General features: G+C 69.7%; 19 protein-coding genes and 1 pseudogene. 8 read left to right on the forward strand and 12 right to left on the reverse strand.

Translation table 11 applies throughout. The annotated features are described in order from the left end of the window. From SACHA_RS25525 to SACHA_RS0114075, 4 genes and pseudogenes are all read left to right on the forward strand, one after another. Positions 1 to 443: pseudogene (locus tag SACHA_RS25525) on the forward strand (hypothetical protein); the annotation flags it as partial. 34 nt (positions 444 to 477) lie between these two features. After that, positions 478 to 1,668: an FAD-dependent monooxygenase gene (locus tag SACHA_RS0114065; protein WP_019810824.1), complete on the forward strand. Its 1,191-nt coding sequence runs from the start codon at positions 478 to 480 to the stop codon at positions 1,666 to 1,668. 96 nt (positions 1,669 to 1,764) lie between these two features. Further along, positions 1,765 to 2,544, forward strand: a complete 780-nt coding sequence (locus SACHA_RS0114070) for an SDR family NAD(P)-dependent oxidoreductase (protein ID WP_019810825.1) — start codon at positions 1,765 to 1,767, stop codon at positions 2,542 to 2,544. A gap of 28 nt (positions 2,545 to 2,572) precedes the next feature. Next, a complete protein-coding gene (locus SACHA_RS0114075; protein WP_019810826.1) occupies positions 2,573 to 4,054 on the forward strand; it encodes an MFS transporter in 1,482 nt (493 codons plus the stop codon). Between the two features lie 102 nt (positions 4,055 to 4,156). Here the strand turns inward: SACHA_RS0114075 and SACHA_RS0114080 are convergent, their stop codons facing one another. Together SACHA_RS0114080 and SACHA_RS0114085 are read right to left on the reverse strand one after the other, a co-directional pair. Next, positions 4,157 to 5,596: a carboxylesterase/lipase family protein gene (locus SACHA_RS0114080; RefSeq protein WP_019810827.1), complete on the reverse strand. Its 1,440-nt coding sequence runs from the start codon at positions 5,594 to 5,596 to the stop codon at positions 4,157 to 4,159. Between the two features lie 24 nt (positions 5,597 to 5,620). Beyond that, positions 5,621 to 6,538, reverse strand: a complete 918-nt coding sequence (locus SACHA_RS0114085; RefSeq protein WP_019810828.1) for an MBL fold metallo-hydrolase — start codon at positions 6,536 to 6,538, stop codon at positions 5,621 to 5,623. A 138-nt stretch (positions 6,539 to 6,676) separates the two neighbouring features. Here SACHA_RS0114085 and SACHA_RS22185 point away from each other — a divergent pair, with 138 nt between their 5' ends. After that, entirely contained in the window at positions 6,677 to 7,681 is a 1,005-nt protein-coding gene (locus tag SACHA_RS22185) for a helix-turn-helix transcriptional regulator (RefSeq protein WP_019810829.1), read from the forward strand. A 717-nt stretch (positions 7,682 to 8,398) separates the two neighbouring features. Continuing rightward, entirely contained in the window at positions 8,399 to 9,676 is a 1,278-nt protein-coding gene (locus SACHA_RS0114095) for a DUF6351 family protein (protein ID WP_019810830.1), read from the forward strand. Between the two features lie 219 nt (positions 9,677 to 9,895). On the opposite strand, the gene SACHA_RS0114100 is transcribed toward SACHA_RS0114095, so the two are convergent. The 8 genes from SACHA_RS0114100 to SACHA_RS0114135 all read right to left on the reverse strand — a co-directional run bounded on the left by SACHA_RS0114100 (position 9,896) and on the right by SACHA_RS0114135 (position 18,826). Beyond that, entirely contained in the window at positions 9,896 to 11,395 is a 1,500-nt protein-coding gene (locus SACHA_RS0114100) for an MDR family MFS transporter (protein WP_232211887.1), read from the reverse strand. After that, positions 11,388 to 12,638 carry a 2-hydroxyacyl-CoA dehydratase family protein gene (locus SACHA_RS0114105; RefSeq protein ID WP_019810832.1) on the reverse strand — a complete coding sequence of 417 codons (1,251 nt, stop codon included), beginning with the start codon at positions 12,636 to 12,638 and terminating at the stop codon, positions 11,388 to 11,390. The genes SACHA_RS0114100 and SACHA_RS0114105 overlap by 8 nt, the downstream gene beginning before the upstream one ends. Further along, positions 12,635 to 13,759 carry a 2-hydroxyacyl-CoA dehydratase family protein gene (locus SACHA_RS0114110; RefSeq protein WP_039739096.1) on the reverse strand — a complete coding sequence of 375 codons (1,125 nt, stop codon included), beginning with the start codon at positions 13,757 to 13,759 and terminating at the stop codon, positions 12,635 to 12,637. The genes SACHA_RS0114105 and SACHA_RS0114110 overlap by 4 nt, the downstream gene beginning before the upstream one ends. 63 nt (positions 13,760 to 13,822) lie before the next feature. After that, positions 13,823 to 15,061 carry a CaiB/BaiF CoA transferase family protein gene (locus SACHA_RS0114115; RefSeq protein WP_019810834.1) on the reverse strand — a complete coding sequence of 413 codons (1,239 nt, stop codon included), beginning with the start codon at positions 15,059 to 15,061 and terminating at the stop codon, positions 13,823 to 13,825. Next, positions 15,058 to 16,197 carry a CapA family protein gene (locus SACHA_RS0114120; protein ID WP_019810835.1) on the reverse strand — a complete coding sequence of 380 codons (1,140 nt, stop codon included), beginning with the start codon at positions 16,195 to 16,197 and terminating at the stop codon, positions 15,058 to 15,060. The genes SACHA_RS0114115 and SACHA_RS0114120 overlap by 4 nt, the downstream gene beginning before the upstream one ends. Continuing rightward, positions 16,194 to 17,012, reverse strand: a complete 819-nt coding sequence (locus tag SACHA_RS0114125) for an amino acid ABC transporter ATP-binding protein (RefSeq protein WP_019810836.1) — start codon at positions 17,010 to 17,012, stop codon at positions 16,194 to 16,196. Before SACHA_RS0114125 ends, SACHA_RS0114120 begins: the two co-directional genes overlap by 4 nt. Then, positions 16,996 to 17,916 (reverse strand): amino acid ABC transporter permease, encoded by a 921-nt coding sequence (locus tag SACHA_RS0114130; RefSeq protein ID WP_019810837.1) that lies wholly within the window; start codon positions 17,914 to 17,916, stop codon positions 16,996 to 16,998. Before SACHA_RS0114130 ends, SACHA_RS0114125 begins: the two co-directional genes overlap by 17 nt. Positions 17,917 to 17,944: 28 nt before the next feature. Then, a complete protein-coding gene (locus SACHA_RS0114135) occupies positions 17,945 to 18,826 on the reverse strand; it encodes a transporter substrate-binding domain-containing protein (RefSeq protein WP_232211888.1) in 882 nt (293 codons plus the stop codon). Between the two features lie 272 nt (positions 18,827 to 19,098). Between SACHA_RS0114135 and SACHA_RS0114140 the strand changes: the two genes are divergently transcribed. Continuing rightward, the gene (locus tag SACHA_RS0114140) at positions 19,099 to 20,091 is read left to right on the forward strand and encodes a PaaX family transcriptional regulator (RefSeq protein ID WP_028663187.1); all 993 of its coding nucleotides are present in this window, start codon (positions 19,099 to 19,101) and stop codon (positions 20,089 to 20,091) included. Between the two features lie 245 nt (positions 20,092 to 20,336). On the opposite strand, the gene SACHA_RS26705 is transcribed toward SACHA_RS0114140, so the two are convergent. Together SACHA_RS26705 and SACHA_RS26710 are read right to left on the reverse strand one after the other, a co-directional pair. After that, positions 20,337 to 20,597, reverse strand: a complete 261-nt coding sequence (locus SACHA_RS26705; protein ID WP_332253629.1) for a hypothetical protein — start codon at positions 20,595 to 20,597, stop codon at positions 20,337 to 20,339. Then, the gene (locus SACHA_RS26710) at positions 20,594 to 20,920 is read right to left on the reverse strand and encodes a redoxin domain-containing protein (RefSeq protein ID WP_232211889.1); all 327 of its coding nucleotides are present in this window, start codon (positions 20,918 to 20,920) and stop codon (positions 20,594 to 20,596) included. The genes SACHA_RS26705 and SACHA_RS26710 overlap by 4 nt, the downstream gene beginning before the upstream one ends. 285 nt (positions 20,921 to 21,205) lie before the next feature. Between SACHA_RS26710 and SACHA_RS25530 the strand changes: the two genes are divergently transcribed. Then, the coding region (locus tag SACHA_RS25530; RefSeq protein WP_028663188.1) for a DUF2157 domain-containing protein at positions 21,206 to 21,526 on the forward strand (321 nt) is incomplete at its 3' end.

The following is a 21,526-nucleotide window of genomic DNA, read 5'->3' on the forward strand; positions in this document are numbered from 1 at the left end:
GTCCAGGTATCGCGGTCACCGTCGCCCTCGCGGCCGCCGCCCCCGATACCTGGACGGTCGCCCTCGGCGCGACCGTCGCCGAGGCGCGACCCACTCTCGTGCTCGACTTCGTGTGGGGGCCCGTCGCCGAGGCCGCCTTCGCCGCGCTGGAACGGCCGGGCACGGACGACGACAGCGCGGCCATCGACTACGTGCAGATCGGCTCGCTCGCCGGTACCGGGGCGGCGCTGCCCGCGGCGCTGCTGCGCAGCCGGCGGATCAGGATCAGCGGTAGCGGCGCGGGCTCGGTACCGAAGGCGCGGATGATCGCCGAGATTCCCGAGATCCTCGCCCGGTTCGCCGACGGCACCTTCGACGCGCCCTACACCCGCTACCCGCTCAGCCGCGTCGGCGAGGCCTGGGCGCACCAGGGACGGTCCCGCGCTGTCGTCGTCCCGGACTGACCGGACCGGATCCGAGGGGAAAGAGGGTAGCACCGTGCGGAAGCGCGCGTTGGTCGTCGGGCTGGGGATCGCGGGCATGTCGGCGGCGATCGGGCTGCGGCAGGCCGGCTGGACACCGGTGATCATCGAACGGGCCCCGGAGCGCCGAACGGATGGTTACTTCGTCGGCCTGATGGCGGAGGGAAGGCAGGCGGCCGTCGACCTCGGTATCGCCGATCATCTCCACACTCGCAACCCGCCTGACGGTGGGAAGGCGTGGTCGCTGACCCGGCGTGGAGATCGTGAGCCGGGCGTGGGATTCCTGCACCAGCCGGGCGATCCCGCGGCAGTGGTCCGCGGCGACATCGAAGCCGCTCTCTGGCGGGGCATCGGTGGGGAGGCGACGGGCGAGCCCGTCGACGTGCGGTTCGCGACGACACCCGTCGAGATCGACGACACCGGCAGCGACGTGCGGGTGTTGTTGGCGGACGTCGGTACCGGCGCGCAGTACCGCGAAAGCTTCGACCTGGTCGTCGGCGCCGACGGGTTGCGATCGCGCGTGCGCCGCACGGTCTTCGGCCCGCACGAGGATTACATGACGACGTGGGACGCGATGATCTGCGTGTTCCCACTCCGGGAACAGGTGCCGTCCTTCGCCGCGACGGACAGCATCATCAGTGCCCGCGCGGGCCGTGCGGTGTGGGTGTTCGGGTTCGCCGACCGGCCGCCCACCGTCCTGCTGACCTACCGTACCGACGACACGCGGAGGCAACTCGCCGGATCCACGATCCAGCGCCTGCGCACGGTGTTCTCCGGGATGGACGACCCGGCGGTGCGGCACACCCTGACTGCCCTGGAACAGACACCGGAATTCCTGTTCGACTCGGTGCACCAGGTGAAGATGCCCCGCTGGAGCAGCGGACGAGTCGCCCTGTCGGGCGACGCGGCGTGGTGTCCGAACCTCTACTCGGGAATGGGAGCCACGGCCGCCCTCCGCGGTGGCTCCGAGCTCGGCAGGGCACTGCTGGAGTACCCGGACGATTCCGACGCCGCACTGACCGTCTGGGAGTCGCGGTTGCGCCCGTTCATCACGAAACACCAGCGCCTCGCACGACTGAAACAGCAGATGTTCGTGCCGTCGAGCCGCCCGGTCGAGGCGGTGCGTTCGGTGGTCCTGCGCCTCGCGTGCACAGCGCGCGAGCGGAGGCTGGCGACGGCTCGTGCCCGGACCTCGGAAGGGAACTGAACCACGACAACTCCGGGCCCGGAAGGTGTGCGGAGCAGGACGAACACGATCACGCCCGTGTGATCGTCCCGGTAGGAAACGGAGAGGAACGCAGCAATGAGCGAACACAGCCACCCGGAGACCTCCGCACCACACCCTTCGTGGGCACTGGTGACCGGTTCGACGAGCGGGATCGGCCACGCGACGGCGGTCGGCCTGGCTCAGGACGGGTACTCGGTCATCGTCACGGGGCGCGACCGGGACCGGGCCGCCGAGACGCGTCGGTCCCTCGAAGCCGCAGGCGGCCGCGCGGTCGATCTGGTTGCCGACCTCGGCGATCCCGCCGCGGTGCGCGGTCTGGTCACCCGGATCCACGACGCCATCGACGGCCCGCTCGACGTCCTGGTGCACAACGCCGGGGGCGGTAGTTTCGCGCCGACCGAGTCCACCCCCGAGGAGGCCTACGACGCGGCCTTCAATCTCCACGCGAAGGCACCGTTCCTCCTGACCGGCGCCTTCGCCCCGGCGATGGCCGAGCGCGGTCGCGGGGCTGTCGTCAACGTGGGGAGCCTGAGCACCTCGATGGCCGCTTCCGGCACGTCCGCCTTCCAGGCCTCGAAGGCGGCGCTGTCCATGATGACCAAGTCGTGGACGGCGGAATACGGCCCCCGCGGGGTGCGGGTGAACTCCGTCGATCCCGGCTTCATTCTCACCCCGGCGAACGAGGGCATCCGCGACCTGTACGGGACCTACCTCGCCTCGCTGCCTGCCGGACGTGGCGGAAACCCCGAAGACGTCGCGAACGCCGTGCGGTTCCTCGTGTCACCCGAGGCGTCCTACATCAACGGTGTGACGCTGACCGTGGACGGCGGAAAAACCGCGGTCGTGCCTCTGTGACGATTCCAGAAAGGGCCATGAGTACTTCATGTACACCAACAGTATCGACGACAGTCCGCCCGGATCACCGGACGCCGGCAAACACACCCGCTGGAGCGCCCGCCTCCTCAGCCAGCTGGGCGCACTGATCGTGGTCAACGCCCTGGCCGACACGGTCATCCTGGCGCCGACCCAGGTCCTACCCCAGATGCTCGAGCACTTCGGCACCGACCAGGCAGCGTGGCTGACCTCCAGCGCGATGCTGGCGGGAGCGATGTGGGCGCCCCTCATCGGCAAGTGCGCCGACATCCACGGCAAACGCAGAATGCTCGTGATCTCGCTGCTCATCGCCTGCGTAGGCTCCCTCGTGTGCCTTGTGGCCCCCGACATCCGGGTGTTCGTCCTCGGACGCCTGATGCAGGGAGCCGCGGTGGCAGCGATGTTCCTCTCGATGGCCATCGTCCGCGATCTCTGCGCGCCCCGTATCGCGATGCCCCTCGTCGGCATCGTGGGGACCGGAGCCGGAATTCTCGGTATGGCCACGCCGTTCCTCTACGAAATGCTGGCCGCGGAGTTCGGCTACCCGGTCGTGTTCGTCGCCGCGGCGCTGATCGCGGTCATCGCGGTGATCGGCGTGCGAGCCCTCATCCCCAGGTCCACGAACAGGACACCGGGCACCGTCGACGTCACCGGAGCCGTTCTGCTCGGTGGAGGTCTGGCAGCGGTACTCAGCTACATCAGTCTCGGGCCGGAGTTCGGCTGGCTCGCCGGGGGACCACTCCTCGCTCTCGGCGGCGGCGTCGCGGCACTCGCCCGGTGGTTCCTGGTCTCGAGCCGCAAGCCCGAACCGGTGATCGACATCCGGAACCTGAACCCGCCGCTGGTGCTCACCCTCCTCGTGCTCGTCCTCGGAACCGGGGCGGTCCGCGCGATCGACCCGATCATCAGCATCGTCGCGCACGCCTCGCCGGACGAGCAGCTCGGCTACGGGATCGCCGGCCCGACAGGGACCGTCGGCCTGCTGTTCGCCCTGCCGGGGGTCGGAATGCTGCTCGCGGGGCCGCTGGCCGGATGGATCGCCACTCGCGTCGGACCGCCCGCGACTCTGGCCGCCGGCGCGGCGATCGGCACGGTGGGTACGATCGGCATGTTTCTGGGGGCGAGCAACTTCTCCGCCGCGCTCTTCTTCTCCTTCCTGATGGCTCTCTCGGCGGGAGCGCTCATGACATCCGGGTTCAACATGGTGGCGATCCATGCGCGCGAAGAACAGCAGGCCGTCATGTCCAGTCTGGTGATGGTCATGATGGCGATCAGTTCCGTGGTCATGACGTTCGTGATCTCGGCGGTGCTCTCCGCCACCGACACGGTCGTCGCCGGAGAGACCGTGCAATCGGCCACGGGGGTGGTCGGCAGTATCGGAGTCCTCGCCGGTTTCTGCGTGCTCGCCGCCGTGGCCGCCGGCGTCCTGGTGCGGCGACTGGGCATCACGTCGGCCTACCGGTCTAGCCTACTACCCCGGCCAGAGTTGTGAGCTTGACCGGCCAGCGGGCCGGGAAATGGGTGCGGCCACCGAGTGATCGTGTCGTACGACGCCTGGTGATCCTCCGGGCCGATCCGCGTCGGGTGGGGAGACTCAGCTTCCGAAGATCTCTGCCACGGGGTGTCGCGGATCGTACGCGGGCCAGCCCGGGTCGCCGGTGCCGGCGAACGCCACCCAGGCGGTGTGCATCCGGTCCGCGAGGCCGTCCGGGGCGGGGTCGGGGCCGAGCAGACCTGTGTCGCCGTGCAGCCAAGGCTTGTCGGCGAGGTCGAAGACGAAGGGCAGTTCGACGGTGTGGGTGGCACCGAGTCGCCCGTTCAGGGCCGTCGAGCGATACCCGAACGAGTAGACGTGTGTGCGGCCGCCCGAGATTCGTGCGTGAGCTCGTGCCATGCGGGCCGTGCCGGCCCCGAACAGGGCCTCCCCGAGCACCGCGGAGCGCAGCTCCCCGGGTGTCGCGTCCGGCAGTGCCGCGCGGTGCGCGGCGACCTCGGTCTCCGGGTCCGTGGACACCCTGGCGGCGAGGGCGAGCACGTCCACCTCCGTGGAGGACTCCAGATCGCCCTGCGGCACGAGGTACAGACGTCCTTCGTCGGTGTTGGTGCCGATCAGCAGGTCGACCTCGGAGGCCGGGCCGGCGGTGAGCCCGTCGGCGGGCTGGGTCGCGAGGACCAAGCTGAACGGGCTGAGGCCGGCCAGCGGGTCTGTGGCGGTGCTGGTGCGCAGGTCGAGTCCGGCCAGTGCGGGCAGGATCTTCAGGAAGCGCTCGTCCGGGATCGCGGCGAATGCTCCGGCGGTCGGTTCGACGCCCAGCGTGGCGGCCGCCGTGGCGGTGACCCGGTGCGCCTGTTCCGGGGTGAAGGCGCCGGTGCCGCTGCCGCTCTGGATGATCGCCCGACGGAACAGGCCCTTCGCCTCCGGTGTCGCGAGGAGCGCTGCGACGAGTGTGGCGCCCGCGGACTGGCCGACGATCGTGACGTTGTCCGGGTCGCCGCCGAACGCCGCGATCGTGGTGCGCACCCAGCCGAGCGCGGCGAGCACGTCGAGCAGCCCTCGGTTGGGCGGAGCGCCCGCCAGGTCGAGGAAACCGGGGATGCCGAGGCGGTAGTTCACCGTCACGAGGACGACGCCGTCGCGGGCGAACGCGCTGCCGTCGTAGAGCGCGGCGCGGGTCGAGCCGGTGACGAATCCGCCGCCGTGCACGAAGACCAGGACGGGTCGCTTGCCGCCGTCGCCGGCAGGCGTGCGGACGTCGACGGTCAGGTACTCCGCGCCCCGGACCCAGCCCGGCCCGAAGTAGGGGGTCATGTCGAGCCTGCCGAAGTCGCGGACCGGTTGGGGAGCTGTGGGCGAGGGTCGCGTGCCGTCCCGGACGCCGGACCAGCCCGGATGCGGCGCGGGCGGGGCGAAACGACGGGCGCCGACCGGTGCTGCCGCGTAAGGGAGGGCACGGTAGAGCTCGCCGGCGTCGTCGCGAACGCCGCGCACGGTGCCCGCCGAGGTCTCGACGACCGGGTCCGCATATTCGGTCATGGGAAACGCTTCCTTTCGTGAGTATCAGGAGAGGCGGGAGAAGGCCGCCCACTCCTTGATCGCGAACCTCGACCCGGTGCGCTCGACCTCCGCGGCGCCCCGGCCGCCGAAGTGCGCGGGGAAGACGAGCGCGTTGTCCTCGGCGGCGTGGCCGAGCAGTCTGTGGCGGGTGGCCCGGGACTCGGCCGGGTCCTCGCAGAAGCAGGAGTTGGTCCCCGGCTCCGTGATCTGCAGCGGGGTGTGCACCAGGTCCCCGACGAACAGGGCCCGGTCGCCGCCGGACTCCAGGGCGAGCACGGACGAACCGGGGGTGTGCCCGGGAGCGAGGTCGAGCCGCAGGTTCCTGTCGATCCGGAACGACTCCTCCCACAGCCGGGTCAGCCCGGCCCGGTGGACCGGCGTGACGCTGTCCTCGAAGACGTTCTGGTTCCCGCGGCCCAGCACGGACCTGTGCTCGTTGGCCGGGTCCCAGAACTCGAAGTCCTGCCGCGTCATCAGGTACGTGGCGTTCGGGAAGGTCGGCACCCAGACGCGGCCGTCGAGGCGGGTGTTCCAGCCGACGTGGTCGACGTGCAGATGGGTGTTCACCACGAGGTCGACGTCCTCGGGCCGCACCCCGGCGGCGGCGAGGTTGTCGAGGTAGTCGGTGTCCCGGCGATTCCACACCCGGGCGTAGGGCCGGTCCTTGTGGTTGCCCACGCCGGTGTCGACGAGGATCGTGCGTCCTTCGCTGCGCAGCAGCCAGGACTGGATCGCCGAGTGGCACTCGTTGGTCTCCGGGTTCCAGAAGTCGGGTGCCAGCCAGTCGCGGTGCTCGTCCCACGAGCCGGCCGGGCTGTCCGGGAAGAACTCGCCCGGGGTCAGCTCGACCGTGCCGTAGAACTCCGTGACGCGGGTGACGGTGACCTCGCCCAGGATGATCTGCTCGGGATTGTGCTCCATGTGGTCCGTCCTCGGTTCGGGGCTTGTGGCCGGATGAGACCGAGCCTGGACACACGGGCGCGCACGAACCACTCCCGCGTGGTCGTACCCCTCGCAGGGTGTGGCTGGGACCGGGTCGTGCCCCGGATACTGACGGCCATGGACGGACCCGGCCCACTCGGCGATTTCCTGCAGGCCAGACGGGCGCTGTTGCGCCCGGAGGACGTCGGTCTGCGCGACCTCGGGTCCCGCAGGCGGGTGGCCGGGCTCCGGCGCGAGGAACTGGCCCAACTGGCGGGCGTCAGCGTGTCGTACTACACGCGGTTGGAGCAGGGGCTCTCCCGCGGGGCCTCGCCCGAGGTGCTGGAGGCGATCGCCCGCGCACTGCGGCTCGACGATCACGAGCGCGAGCACCTCGACCGGCTCGCCGGGACCGCCCGCCGCACTCCCCGCCCGCGCCGTCCCGGGCCCGAGAAGCTCGCCGACGAGACACGGGACCTCCTGCGCGCCGTGGACGGCGTTCCGGCGCTGGTGCTCGGCCGGCGCACGGACGTGCTGGCGTGGAACACCCTCGGGCACGCCCTGCTGGCCGGCCACCTCGACTTCCACAGTCCGGACGACCCGGCGGGGCGGCCGAACCTGAGCCGGATGCTGTTTCTGGACCCACACTGCCGGGAGCTGTACACCGACTGGGAGCGCAAGGCCCGTGCGGTGGTCGGCAACCTGCGGAGCACCGTCGGCAGGCACCCGCAGGACCCACTGCTCGCGGAGCTGATCGGTGAACTGACGATGAGGAGCCCGGAGTTCGTCGCACTCTGGGGTGACCACCGCGTGGCACCCTGCGACGCGGCGTCCTACGACCTGCACCATCCCGTCGTCGGCGCGGTGACCGTGACACAGCAGACCCTGTCGATCGCCCGCTCACCGGAGCAGGTGCTGATCGTCTGCACGACCCCCACCGGTTCCCCCTCCGAGGAGGCTCTCGCCCTGCTCCGACAGACGAGCCGCCGCCGGGCGGGCCAGACGTCCGACACGGAGGGTCAGCCGGCCGCGCGTGAGGAGCTGTCAGGAGGGGACAGTCACGTCCACCCAAGGGTTCGCGCCGTCCGGCCGGCCGGCCGGACTACCGCGGTGCCGCCCCATACCGGTGGGCGCACCCGGTAGCCGGTCGGCGTGGCCGGTGTCAGCTCTGCGGGAAGCGACCGATGGGGAGTGGGTGTCCGGCGACCCGGAAGCCACCACGACGCGATGCGCACGATCGCCGACGACCCGCACCTCAGGCGGCCGCGTGTACTGCCGTCATGCCAATGACGGCAGTACACGGGGTTGTCTCCCGGAACATCCCAACTCATTTGCTACGTGTTGCCGGGTAATTCATGCAGGTAAAGCGGCATTGCCAACATATCTTGGACCGGAGTACAGTATGTATCCAACTTCATATTCGCCATGCGAGCGACGTTCATATCAGAACTGACGCCGATTGAAGGTTGGTCACGGTGCCGAAACGCTCAGTGTGGAGTGTGGACATGGTTTCTCGTCGTCGGCGGCAGCCGATGACCTCGCATCCCAGCGGCGCCACGTAACTCATCGACATACCGGACCGTCCTTCACCCTGATCATAAACGCCGCCGCGGACGGTACTTCATCGATGGGGACTGTGGACTGTCCGACGGCAACCGGACCGTCTCCACCCGGAACTTCTGACGCTTCGTATTCGAGGGGGAACGCATGGGCAGATCGACGATCCGCGGTGTGGTATCCGCGCTCACGGCACTGACGTGCCTGACGAGCGTCGCGACCGCGTCCGCCGAGAGCATCGCGGCGCAGGAAAGGACGGCCCAGCGGTCGTGTCAGGTCGACATACCCTCGAGGACGTCCTGTGTGGAAGGCTTTCTGGCGGACTCGACACCGTACCGGTTCGCGGTGCCGTCCGACTGGAACGGCGCCGTGCTGGTGGGCCTGGACTTCGCCGCGCGCCAGCTCGACGATCCGTACATCGACAGGATGTTGGACCGCGGTTTCGCGATGGGCGGCACCACCCGAACCGTCACCGGATGGAGGCTCGCGGCCGCCGCCGAGAACCAGGTGGCCGCCCTCCAACGGTTCGTCGCGGCGTTCGGCGCACCGCGCTGGGCCATTGCCTCCGGCTCCTCCATGGGCGGCATGATCTCGGCATTGACCGCACAGGAGTATCCGGAGTCGTTCGACGCCGCGGTGCCGTTCTGCGGTGGGCTCGGCGGCGCCGTCGGCCAGTGGAACCAGAAGCTGGACACCGTCTTCACACTCAAGACACTGCTGTTCCCCGATTCCACCCTGCCGGTGACGGACATTCCCGCCGACATCGAGGGTGCGCGCCAGGCCTGGCGGTCGGCACTCGCGCGGGCACAGGCGACCCCGGAAGGCAGGGCGCGGATCGCGCTGGCCGCGGCCATCGGTCAGCTGCCGTCGTGGGGGCGCACGGCGAACGGCACGCCGACCCCGATGCCGGATCCCGGTGACCCTACCGCGCTGCAGGAAGGTATGTACCTCGCCCTGTCCGGTGGCGCCCTGCCCTACATCGGCCAGGCGATGGGCAGCAGGCGCACCATCGAGGAGCTCGCCGGGGGAAACCCGTCGTGGAACACCGGCGTCGACTACGCCCGGCAGCTGGCCGCTGCCGAACCCCACCAACGAAGCGCCGTACGCGACCTCTACCGCCGAGCGGGACTGGACCTGCGCGCCGACCTCCGCACGCTTGCGGGCACGTCACGGATCGCGGCGGACCCGGAGGCGGTCGAGTACCTGGAACGGACAGGGGTCTTCACCGGGGACCTCCGGATTCCGGTGCTGACCGTGAACCCGATCGGCGACCAGATCTCCACGGTCGCCCAGCAACAGGCCTACGAGTCCGTGATCCGCTCGTCGGGCAACGGCGCACTGCTTCGGCAGTCCTACGTGCGTACGGCCGGGCACTGCACATTCAGCACGGGAGAGCGTGAGGCCGCGATCACGGCGATCATGCATCGGTTGCGGACGGGCCACTGGGCGGGCATGGCGACACCGCAGAGGCTGAACAGCCTCGCCGAGGCGGCGCCCGGTGCGGAGAAGGGGCGCTACCTGCCGTACCGGCCGGCGAGGTTCAACCGCCCGTACTTCGGCGACCAGTTGTCCGGGTCGTGAGGTTGTGGTGTTGGCGATGTGAATGGGCTTAACCATGATGGTGAAAGCTGCTCAGCCGCTAGCATCCCGTACTTCGCCGGTGCGGTGGAGAGTCGTTGCCGATCCGCACGGATGACGGTGAGTGCTCACCGAGCCGGCACAAGAAGTCTGCTTACGGGCATGCACGCAGGCAACACCGCAGGTAGGTGTAGCGGTAGCCCGGATGCACCCCGCACCGCCTCAGTGTTGCGTGCTGAGCGGGGTTTCCCGGGTGCACAGCACCGACACCAGCGCCAGCGACGCCAGCGGCAGCGCGACGAGAAAGACCGAGCCGAGCCCGGCGGTGTAGGAGGTGCGCACCGCATCCGCGAGCGACCCGGGCAGCGCCGCGATCCGCTCGGGCGTGCCGAGCAGCGTTCGCAGCGCGCCGTCGTCCGCCGCGAACCCGGCCGAGGCCAGCGCGGATGGGAGGTCGGCGTGCAACCGGCTGGTGATCATGGCGCCGAAGGCCGCGACGCCGACCGCTCCGCCCAACGTGCGGCTGAACGTCGCGGTCGAGCTGGCGACGCCGAGGTCGGCCGCGCCGACGGAGTTCTGCGCGACGAGCACGAGCACCTGCTGGGTCAGCCCGGTACCCGCGCCGAGCAGTGCCATCCCGGCGGCCAGTCGCCAGTGTGCGGTGTCGGGTTCGAGCCGGTACAGCATGAGCAAGCCCGCCACCAGCAGCCCGCAGCCTGCCACGGGAAAGACTTTCCACCGGCCTGTACGAGCCACCAGACGCCCGGACAGCATCGACGCCACGATCATCGTCCCGATCTGCGGGAGCATGAGCAGCCCGGCCGTCGTGGCGTCATGCCCACGCACAACCTGAAGGTACTGAGGCAGGTAGATGATGCCACCGAACATGACGGCACCGAGCAGGAAACTGGTCGCACACGCCACGGTGAACGTGGGGCTGCGGAACAAGCGGGGCGGCAGCATGGGGTCCGGCGCCCGGCGTTCGCGAAGCAGCCCCAGCGCACCGATCACCAGCACACCGGATCCGAACGCGATGGTCGTCGTGGAGAGCCACGGCCAGGCACGACCGCTCGCAGACAGCAGCACGACCAGACCGGTGGCAGCCGCGGCGAAGAGGGTCCCACCCATGAAGTCGACTCGGCCGCGCGACCCGCTCGGAACCCGGTTCGGGGCTCGCCACACCAGCACGGCCGCCAGCAGGGTCAGCGGCACGACGCCCAGGAAACACCAGCGCCAGCCCAGCCACGGAACTCCCACGATCAACCCGCCGACCAGCGGACCCGCCACCGACGCGACGCCGAACGAAACGCCGAACCAGCTCGTGTAGCGGCCGCGGTCCCGTGCCGGAACCAGCTCGGCCACGAGCGTGTTCGTCAGCGTGAGGATGCCACCGGCACCGGCACCCTGCAGCCCACGGCCCACGATCAGGACTCCCATCGACGGCGCGAAACCGGCGACGAGCGACCCGGCCTCGAACACTCCGAGCGCGGCGAGCAGCAGCGGCTTCGGCCCTCTTCGGTCGGCGCCCTTGCCCCACAGCGGGGTGGAGACGGTCATCGTGAGCAGGGCCGCGCTCGCGACCCACGCGACCTGGTCCTGCCCGCCGAGCTCCCCGGCGATGGTCGGCAAGGCGATGCCGACGATGGTGTTGGTGAGCGAGCCGACGAACAGCGCCACGAGCGCTCCGGAGAGCACCGCGGTCATCGACGGTGGTTCAATCACCGGCGAGCACGACGTGGTCGAGCCATTCGGCGACCGTACGGGTGATGCTGGTTTCGTCGGTTCCTCTGGCGTCCACGTTGTCCGCGTGGAGTTCGAGGACCGGGATTCCGGCCGCCTTCAGGGCACTGGTGGTGAAGTAGCTTCCGCGGGGATCGTCCGAGACCAGGTGCACCACGCCGTCGACCCCGTGCAACCGGGCCTCTTTGACGTACCATTCGGCCGACCACGGCGGGGTGTAGAGCTGGTCGGAGAAAGCGGCGAACCGTGCGGCCAGCGCGCGCAGCGGATCGTCACCGTACCGCAAATAGCCGTCGGCGGCGATGGCCAGATACATCGACCACACGAACACCGCCCCGTGGCTCTCCTGGAACCGCCGGTAGAAGTCGAGGTCGAACCACAGTCCCCGGCCGATCCACATCAGCCGCGCCCGCTCCTGCTCACACACCGAGGCACCCGCCGACACCCGCTCGGCCACCTCGTCGTGAAACATGCGTGCGGCATCCCGCGCCCAGACCGTCCCCCGGTGCCACTGCGGCACCATCACACTGGGGATGCTGTCGGTGACCGCCAGCGGGCAGGGACGGGCCCGCGCGATGAGGTCGCGGCTGCGCCGGTTCCACTCCTGCTGCTCGTTGGCCAGCGCCATGACCTCACGGAATCGCGTCTCCCGGAACGGCCTCCCCGTGCTCAGCTCCAGGAACCGGATCAGGCCACGCAGCTCGTCGACCATCAGGTCCAGCCGGTCGGTGCCGACAGCCTCCTCCCACCGCCGCGGCATCAACTCCCACCAGCGCACCGGCACGTCGTTCGCCGCGGCGCTCTCCATCGGATAGAACGTGATATCCGGCTGCTCGCTCCAGACGTCGAAGATCTTCCGCGACGCGTCGCCGGACGTCTCGCCGATCACGATCGAGGGGCGCGGCAGGCCGCCCCACGGTGCCGAGCCGGGGTCGGGGTCGAACAGGGCCGCCAACGCGATCGCGCTGTACTGCTCGATGTAGTCGGGATACCCCTGCTCGCGCAGCAGCGCGAGGCAGTCCTGGGTGCGTCCCTTGGCCGTCAGGATGGAGGCCCACCACTGGTTCACGACATACGGAATCTCCATCGTGCGCAGGACCTCGTGCGGCGCGTCGGCGTTGACGAAGGCGAAGTGCCCGCCGTCGGACAGGGCGGCACGCAGGTCGGCGAACCACTGCCGCTGGTGGGCGGTCGCCGCGCGAGCCGAAGCCAGCCGGTCGCTCACGGTCGCACCTCCTTCCCGTTGCCCAGCATCGCGACGGTCTTCATCGCCTCCTCGGTGAGCGCGCCGTACGGCTGGCGTTCCAACAGTGCCGCGGGCAGCCCCGTGGTCGCCCGCTGCGCGGGGAAGTCCCACGGTGGTGCATCGTCGTGAAGGCGCACATAGGACAGCAGGACGTCGGCGGCACAGGCTCGGGCGGCCGTAGCGGTGTGCTCGGCCCTGTCCCGGATGGATGCTCTCGGCGCCGTGGGTCCGTTGTGCTGGTAGCGCTCGGCGAGCGCGAGCCACGTCGGCTCCCCCACCTGGCGGTGGAACAGCAGAGCACCCCAATCGTGGTCCTCCCCGACCACGAGCAGGCCCGCGGCCTCCAGCGCGGAGTACACGTCGACGGTGTCGTGGCCACTGCCGGTGAGGAAGGTGCGAGTCCCACGCACCTCGGGCAGCGACGTTACGTCCGCGAGCAACTTCTCGACCAGCTCGGTCGCGTGCTCGACGGGCAGCGTCTGCGTGGCCGCGAGCACCGTCAGCATCCGTGTTCCGGTCAGCCGGGCAGGCCGCCTTCGGCGGGCCTCGGCGAGCTCGGCGAGCCGGGTGCGCAGGCGGTCGTGGGCACCGATGGCCGCGCCGAGGTCGTCGTCGGTGATCTCGCACCCGGCCCAGGCTTCGAGGGTTCCCCGCAGCTGGCGCAGCATCGCCTGCACGTACCGGGTGGTGGTGTGGTGCGGAAGATGCAGCACGTCGACGAGGTGAACGGGCGGCAGGCCGACCGCCGGCTCGATCCGGCGCAGCTCGCGCAGCGCGTAGAACAGCCGGGAGGAAGCCTCGCAGTCCCGGGACACGACGAGCCCGTCGAGGTGACCGTAGTCGTCGGCCAGCAGCCGCGACAGGATGGAACGCGCGGCCGGGTCGAGCCCCCGTCCCAGGTAACGGTCGCCTTCACTGCTGTCACCGTCCGGAGCGCCGCCCAGCCGGACCGGCAGCATCCCGGCCGCGGTCAGCAGCTCGACGGGGGTGTCCGCGCCGACATAGCCCACGACCTGCCGTCCGGCCGCACGCCATCGCCGGGCCGCCGCCATCCGGTCGGCGGCGTGCGCGGTCAACTCGGCAAGCGCACTTGTGGACATACTCCTCCTTCCGTGCACCGGTTCGTGGCCACCGGCACGGGTAGCGCGTCCCGACACAGTCCCTCAGATCACGGACTTCGTGCTGAGCTCGGCGAGCTGCCGCTCGCTGTAGCCCAGCAGCTCTCGGTACACGTGGTCGTTGTGCTCACCGAGAGCCGGTGCGGGCCGGTCGAACCCGGCCCTGGTCGCGGAGAAGCGGATCGGCATCCCACTCGCCGTCAGCTCCGTGGCCGTGCCGTACCGCGGGTGCGCGACCGGCACGACCTCCTCACGGTCACGTACCAGCGGGTCGCGCACCGCCTCCCTCGGCTCCCGGACCTCGGCGGCGGGCACACCGTGCTCGGTGAGCATGTCGACGACCTCGGCCACGGGGCGGTCCGCGCACCACGTCCGGACCAGCTCGTGCAGCTCGTCCGCATGGCGCACCCGCTGGTCACGGCTGGCGAAGCGGTCGTCGTCGATCAGGTCGGCCCGGCCGATCGCGTGCAGCGTGCCGTGGGCGAAGGCGTCGGTCGGGGCGCACAACGCCACGTGACCGTCGGCGGCGGGCAAGATACCGAACGGCGCCAGCCGGGGCACCATCGACCCGGTCCGCTGTGGGATCCCCACGGCGTCCAGCGCCTCGAACGGCTCGCACGCCACCAGCGACGTGAGGGCCCCGAGCATCGAGACGTCGACATGCTGGCCCTCGCCGGTGCGGTCGGCCTGCATGAGCGCGGACAGGGTGCCGATGACCGCGAACAGCGGCGCCGTCAGGTCGCCGACCGGAAGCCCGAACCGGACCGGATCGTCGCCGGGCTCCCCCGCGGTCATCATCACCCCGCTGAGTGCCTGGATGATCGAGTCCATCGCCTTGCCGGAACCCCGGCCGCCCTGGCTGCCGAAACCGCTGATCGACGTGTACACGATCTTCGGGTTGATCTCCCTGACCGTGGCGTAGTCGACGCCGAGCCGTTCGGTGACGCCGGGGCTGTAGTTCTCGACAACGGCATCCGCGTCCCGCACCAGGTCAGCGAAGACCGGCCGGGCAAGGGGATCCTTGAGGTTCAGCGTGACACTGAGCTTGTTGCGTCCCCGCACCAGCATCGACACCGACATGTCGTCCGGCTCGCTGCTTTCCAGGGAGAGCCCCTGCTTGCCCACGTACGGGGCGTTGTTGCGCGCCGTCTCCCCATCGGTGGCCGGGTTCTCGACCTTGATCACGGTGGCGCCGAGCCCTGCCAGCAACAGCGTCGCGTAGGGCCCCGCGAGCGCGGTGGTGAGGTCGATGATGGTGCGCCCGGCGAGAGGCTGGTCGGTCATGATGTCCTTTCACTGCTCAGGTCGATCACCACGTGCGCACCGTCACGGGCGAACCTGCCGTTCAGACCGGCAGTCCGGGTGATGTGGTCGATGTAGTCGGCCACCCGCTGTGCGTCCTCGGTGTCGCCGCACGGAACGGGCCGCGCGGCATCGTCGATGCGGCACGGCACGAACCCGGCCTCGTGAAGCCCGCTCTCGTCGAACCGGCACCACGCGATCGCCGTGTTCCGGCTCTCCGGGTGGAACGGGTAGTAGGGCATCCGGGGATCGGGCTCGAAGCCGAACAGCTCCTTGCGCCGCCGCGCCCACGCGTCCCTTTCGACGCTCGGAGCCCCGTCGCTGGGAGTGAGCGCCCGGGTCGCCGTGGCGAAGTTGCCGAGGCCGTGGAAGATCGGCCTGCCACGGTAGGTCTCGATGCCGCGCATGATGTGCGCGTGGTGACTGAACACCGCATGGGCACCGGCGTCGACGGCGGCACGCGCCACCGGCCGCTCGTACATGGCGACAGCGGCCGGGGTGTGTCCGATTCCCTTATGGAACGACACCAGCACGACGTCCACGTCGGCACGCAGCCGTCGCACGTCGTCGGCCATCGCCTCCAGGCTGTCCGGGTCGGCGAAGGTGTAGATCTTCGGAGGTCCCCCGGGGCTGGCGTGATCGAGCTCGTAGTGGGTGAGCACGTGCACGTAGGCGCAGCCCGGCTTGCCGGACGTCGCCCAGGACTCTCGTGGCCCGACACAGTTGTACGAGAGCACACCGATCCGGAGACCGCCTCGCTCGACGATCGCGGGTTCACGTGCCTCGGCGAGGTCGGCCCCCGCGCCGACCGGAACCAGCCCCGCCTCGCGGGCATGACGTACCGTGTCGACGACCCCGATCCCACCCGCGTCGTAGATGTGGTTGCCCGCGAGCGTGGCCACGTCGAAGCCGGCCTCCCGCAGCGCGGTGAGGGCGGCGGGGTCCGCGGGTGGCGCGGGTACGTCGGTGCTGGCCTGTCCGGTCGCGGTGGAGTGCGGCACCTCGACGTGACCGACCGTCACGTCCGCCTCGCGCGACAGCGCAGCAGCGGGTGCCAGCAGTGACGCGGGGTCCGGCTCGTCCAGGATGAGATCGCCGACCGAAGCTACGGTGATCATGAAGTCGCCTCCAGAACGGACCGGTCCGACGTTGTGTTGTGCCGGGACAGAAACGAGCGCAGCCGCTCGGTCCTCGGGTTGATGAACACTTCGTCCGGCGGTCCGGATTCGACGACGCGACCTGCCTCCATGAACACGCACCGGTCGGCGACCTCCCGCGCGAAGGCCATCTCGTGGGTCACCACGATCATCGTCATGCCTTCGGCCGCGAGATCGCGCATGACCGCGAGTACCTCGCCGACGAGTTCGGGGTCGAGCGCACTCGTCGGTTCGTCGAACAGCAGGATGCGTGGCCGGGTGGCGACGGCACGGGCGATCGCCACCCGCTGCTGCTGGCCGCCGGAGAGCTGCCGGGGATAGTCCCGGGCCCGCTCGCGCAGGCCGACCCGGTCCAGCAGTTCGAACGCGTCCCGCTCGGCCTCGGCTCGGGGGCGGCCGTGCGCCCTGCGGGGCGCCTCCGTGATGTTGCGCAGAACCGTGAAGTGCGGGACCAGGTTGAACTGCTGGAATACCATACTCATCCTGCGCCGCTGGACGGCGACCCTGCGCTCACCGAGTGCCCGCAGCCCACCCCGGCGCCGCTCGTAGCCGAGCAGCTCACCGTCGAGATACACGGCTCCACCGTCGATCGCGTCGAGCTGGTGCATGCAGCGGATCAGCGTCGACTTCCCCGACCCGGACGGGCCCAGTACGACGACGACTTCCCCCTCGTGCACGTCGAGACCGACGTCCGCGATCGCGCGCTCGCCGTCGAACGACTTGCGCACTCCCGCGACACGCAGGATGGGCTTCGCGGACTCAGCTGTCGGCGTCATGCGATACTCCGTCCGAAGTGGTCACTCGCTTGCGGTTCCGGGGAGCGGGCGCGTGCCCGCGGGAGAAGTGTCGTTCGAGCCACCGCTGTCCCGCGGTGAGCACGGTGACGACGGCGAGGTACCACAGGCAGGCCACGATGAGCAGCGGGATGATCTGATAGGTGCGGTTGTAGATGACCTGCACCGAGTGCAGCAGGTCGGCCATCGCGATCACCGACACCAGCGCTGTCCCCTTGAGCACGGTGATGAACTGGCTTCCGGTCGGCGGAATGATCATCCGCATCGCCTGCGGGAGCACCACCCGGACGAAGGTCTGCGCAGGAGTGAGACCCATCGCCCGTCCGGCATCCCGTTGCCCGTGATCGACGCCGAGGATGCCCGCCCTGATGATCTCGCCCATGTAGGCGGACTCCACCAGTGAGAGACCGATGATCGCGGCGGTCAGCGGGGTGATCACCTCGTTCGAGTCCCACGAGGAGAACTCGGGCCCGAAGGGAATGCCGATCGAGATCTCGGGCAGCAGGTAGGCCAGGTTGAACCAGAAGAGCAGCTGCACGAGAGGCGGAATACCCCGGAAGATTCCCACATAGACGGTCGCCGCCCAGCGAAGCGGCACGAAGTCACTCACCTGTGCGGTCGCGAGCAGTCCGCCCACCACGCATGCGATGAGCATGGCGACGACGGCGAGCATCACGGTGGTGCCGAGACCGGACAACACCGTGGGATCGAACAGGTACCGCGCGACGACATCCCACTCGAAGCGGTCGTTGTGCACGAGGAACCACACGATCTGCGCGGTCAGCACTGCCAGCGCGATGCCGGCCACCCAGCGCCACGGGCGAACGGGGCGCCGCGCCGTCGCGATGTCCTCGGTCTCGGCCGGAGGCGCGGTGATCGTTGTCATGAGTCTCTCCGCCTGTGTCCTCGCGGGCTCAACGTTCGCTGGTGGCGACGTTCAGGAGGGGCTTGTCGACCATCACGTCGGTGAGTCCCCACTCCTTCATGATCCGGTCGTATTCCCCGCTGTCGAACAGCTTCTGGAACGCCTTGTGCATCACCGGGCCGAGCCCGCTCTTCTTCGGGACGAACAACGCGAGATTGTCCTTGGTCGCGCCCTGCTCCTCGGTCTGGATCACGTAGGTGAGCTTGTCCTTCTGCTGTTCCACGATGTCGATCGCGGAGGCCTGCGTGGTGGCTGCGGCCTGCGCACGTCCGGACTGGACGGCGAGCACCGTCGTGTTGGTGTCGTCCAGTTCGATCGGGGTGACCTTCGCCTCGCCCTTGCGGGCGCAGTAGTCGGACAGGTGGGCGAGTTGCTCCGCGCTGACGCTGGCCTTCGTGACGGCGACCTTCGTGCCGCACAGGTCACCGGCATCCTCGACCCCGGCCGCCGACTCGCGAGGGAGTACGTAGGAGGTGCGGGTGGTCATCCAGGTGACCGTGTCGAACTGACGCTCGCGTTCCACGGTGGCCTTGACCGGGCCGTTGAACGCGTCGTACCGGTCGCTGAGCATGCCCTGCAACGCGGCCGGAAGGTTGTCCACGATGGCGATTTCGGTTCGGACGCCGAGCACCTTGCCCAGTGCTTTCTGAAAGTCCTTGTCGATCCCGGTGATCGTCTCGCCGTCCGGGCCGACGGTCCGGTACGGCGGATGCGAGTCGCCTGCGAAGGTCAGCACCTTCGACTCCTTGATGGAGTCGGGGAGTGCTTCATGCAGCGCGGGAGCCGACGCGGTCGGCGCGTTGCCGGCACCTTCTTCTTCTCCGGATGTCGCACCGCAGCCTGCGATGGCCAGGCCGAGACTGACTGTCATCGCGAGTAGGTACCGAAGACCGAGTAAGTGGCGCATGGCGATGCTTCTCCCTGCATTGGGTCTGTGCCAGGCGTGGACGTGGATACGTACTGCAGCCCCGCGTCGCGGCGGAACAGCTGTCGATTAACGGGACGAGCGTCGCATGAAGTGTCGCTTATGACAAGACCGGAGTTCCGGAGGGCGTCGCCGTCCCGGTGCGCGTCGGGGAACGGCCACGTGCCGTCGTACGCTTGCCGGGAACGCCGCCGGAACCGACGAGGTGGGGATGAGCGATGACGACAACGGGGGCGCTACCGAGATCACAGAGCGGCCCGGAGCCACAGCTGTTGCTGACCTCGTTGCTGGGCGACTTCTGGTACTGGCGCGACGAACACATCCCGGCGACGGCACTGGTCCGACTGCTCGCCGACTTCGGCGTGACGGCCGACGGCGCGCGGGCCGCCATGCGCAGGCTCGCCGCACGCGGGCTGCTGGTCGTCTCGCGGCATGGCCGCACCACGGCGTACGGCATCCCGCCGAGGACGTCGGAGGTGGTCATCGAGCGGACCCACCAGATGCTGAGCTTCGGGGCGAGCGCGCCGGAATGGGACGGCTGGTGGACGGTGGTCGGCTTCTCCGTGCCGGAACAGGCACGAGGCGTGCGCACCACCTTGCGGTCCCGGCTACGGCTGCTCAGCTTCGCCGCGCTGTACGACGGCTTCTGGGTCTGCCCGCACGACCGCGGCGAGCAGGCTCGCCACATGCTGGCCGAACTCGGAGTGGACACCGCGACCGTGTTGCGCTGTGCCGAGGTTCCCGGGGGCGGTGAGCAGGGCTGCCCCCGATCGGCGTTCGATGTGGCAGGCCTCAACAAGGAGTACCAAACGTTCGCCGAACGCTACGAGCCACTGTTGCGCAACCTGGATGCTGGGCTCATCGATCCGGCGCAGGCACTACGGATGCGGACCGAGCTGCGGATGGACTGGCGCCGGTTCCCGGAGATCGATCCCGGATTACCGGCTCAGCTACTACCGCAGGACTGGCACCGGCCCCATGCCCAGCAGGTTTTCGTACGGATCTACGACCTGCTGGGCCCGCTGGCCGAGGAACGGTTCCGGCAGATCGTCGGTACGGTTACCCCGGAGCTCGCCGACCTCGTCACCCACCACGACTCGGTAAGCGTCGCGAAGCTCTACGCCGAGCTGGGTGACCGCAGGCCACACGGTGACACGCCGTTCGAGCAGGCGGCTGAGGCCCGCAGGTTGGAGGAGGCCAGGCGGTCGTGAGCGACACACCGTTGATTGGCGACCGTGAGGTCGCGGTCCGCTCCGCGGAGATGGCTGCCGTTCCCGTCCCGGTACCTGATCACGACATCCCGCTCGAGCGCGTCGACGAGCAGGACGAGTCCCGCGGTGCTGAGCCGCGCGGCTCAAGGAACTCATGCCCCGGCAGAGCAAGCGGATCCACCCGCTCGCGCACGCCGCCAAGGTCAGCCGGACGTCGCCGTGTCGGCCCGCGGGGTGAGCGGGTTTCAACAGACGCTGGAGGCCGGCCGGACTACCGCGGTGCGGCCGCATACCGGCGGGCGCACCCGGTAGCCGGTCGGCGTGACCGGTGTCAGCTCTGCGGGTATGCCGCCCAGCGCAGGTAGGGCTTGGCCTCCTCGACCTGCTCGAACCGCTGCCTGGCCTCGTCGGTCGCCATCGCGGGACACGATCACCTGGTCGCCGGGCGTCCAGTCCACCGGAGTGGACACCGGGTGCGCGTCGGTCAGCTGCAACGCGTCGCTCACCCGCAGGATCTCGTCGAAGTTGCGGCCGACGGACTTCGGTAGGTCAGCGTGAGCCGCACCGTATTCTGCGGGTCGATGATGAACACCGACCGGACGGTCGAGGTGTCACCCTCGCCCAAGTGGATCTTGTCGTAGAGCTCGGAGGCCCGGCGGTCCGGGTCGGCGATGAGGGGGGAGTTCAGATCGGTGCCACCGACGTCGCGGATGTCCGGCGCCCAACCCCGATGGTCCTCCACCGGGTCCACCGACATCGCGATCGTCTTGACATCGCGCTTCTCGAACTCGCTGTTGATCGTCGCGTGGGGCCCAACTCGGTGCTGCACACCGGGGTGTAGTCGGCGGTGTGGCTGAACAGCACCGCCCACTTGCCGGCCTTTCACTGGTGGAAGTCGATCGAACCTTCGGTGGTCATGGCCGTCCAGGACCGAAACAAGTGGTTCAGAATTGGTCGCTGCCGATCGAACGGTAACCCGGCCACCGCGGGGCAGAGCACCACGGTCCCCGGTACGCTCGGTCCGCGCGCGGACCCGAACGGATCACGTCGCCGGTCGAAAGGAGGACCGTGTGTTCCCTACGCCCGTGCGGCCCGGCGCGACCGGACCCGTCCGATGATCCGACGTGTGCCGCCCCGGCGCCGTGGTGACGATCTGACCGTCCGGCTGGACCGTTGGGTCGCGCACGGGTTGCTCACCCGCGAGCAGGCGGACCGCATTCTCGCCGCAGAGCGGGCGCGGCCCACCGGGATCGGCGAGGAGACGGGCCGAACGCCGTCGCCGGTCGCCGAGGCGCTGGGCTACGTCGGCGGCGTGCTCGTCCTGGTCGCCGCCGGGCTCGTCACCGGCCGTTACTGGGCCGAACTGGGTGTCACGGGCAGGGTCTCGGTCGCCTTCGGGGCCGCCGCACTGCTCCTCGCGGCGGGAGCGAGCCTG

This window comes from Saccharomonospora halophila 8, from assembly GCF_000383775.1.
In the GTDB taxonomy this organism is placed as follows: domain Bacteria; phylum Actinomycetota; class Actinomycetes; order Mycobacteriales; family Pseudonocardiaceae; genus Saccharomonospora; species Saccharomonospora halophila.

Excerpts from the sequence above, each read along its gene's own strand:
- SACHA_RS0114140 (WP_028663187.1), top strand. The coding sequence starts at position 19,099 with ATGACGACAACGGGGGCGCTACCGAGATCACAGAGCGGCCCGGAGCCA.
- SACHA_RS0114110 (WP_039739096.1), bottom strand. The coding sequence starts at position 13,759 with ATGTCCACAAGTGCGCTTGCCGAGTTGACCGCGCACGCCGCCGACCGG.
- SACHA_RS0114070 (WP_019810825.1), top strand. The coding sequence starts at position 1,765 with ATGAGCGAACACAGCCACCCGGAGACCTCCGCACCACACCCTTCGTGG.
- SACHA_RS0114075 (WP_019810826.1), top strand. The coding sequence starts at position 2,573 with ATGTACACCAACAGTATCGACGACAGTCCGCCCGGATCACCGGACGCC.
- SACHA_RS0114120 (WP_019810835.1), bottom strand. The coding sequence starts at position 16,197 with ATGATCACCGTAGCTTCGGTCGGCGATCTCATCCTGGACGAGCCGGAC.
- SACHA_RS0114115 (WP_019810834.1), bottom strand. The coding sequence starts at position 15,061 with ATGACCGACCAGCCTCTCGCCGGGCGCACCATCATCGACCTCACCACC.
- SACHA_RS0114080 (WP_019810827.1), bottom strand. The coding sequence starts at position 5,596 with ATGACCGAATATGCGGACCCGGTCGTCGAGACCTCGGCGGGCACCGTG.
- SACHA_RS0114125 (WP_019810836.1), bottom strand. The coding sequence starts at position 17,012 with ATGACGCCGACAGCTGAGTCCGCGAAGCCCATCCTGCGTGTCGCGGGA.
- SACHA_RS0114085 (WP_019810828.1), bottom strand. The coding sequence starts at position 6,538 with ATGGAGCACAATCCCGAGCAGATCATCCTGGGCGAGGTCACCGTCACC.
- SACHA_RS22185 (WP_019810829.1), top strand. The coding sequence starts at position 6,677 with ATGGACGGACCCGGCCCACTCGGCGATTTCCTGCAGGCCAGACGGGCG.
- SACHA_RS0114130 (WP_019810837.1), bottom strand. The coding sequence starts at position 17,916 with ATGACAACGATCACCGCGCCTCCGGCCGAGACCGAGGACATCGCGACG.
- SACHA_RS0114135 (WP_232211888.1), bottom strand. The coding sequence starts at position 18,826 with ATGACAGTCAGTCTCGGCCTGGCCATCGCAGGCTGCGGTGCGACATCC.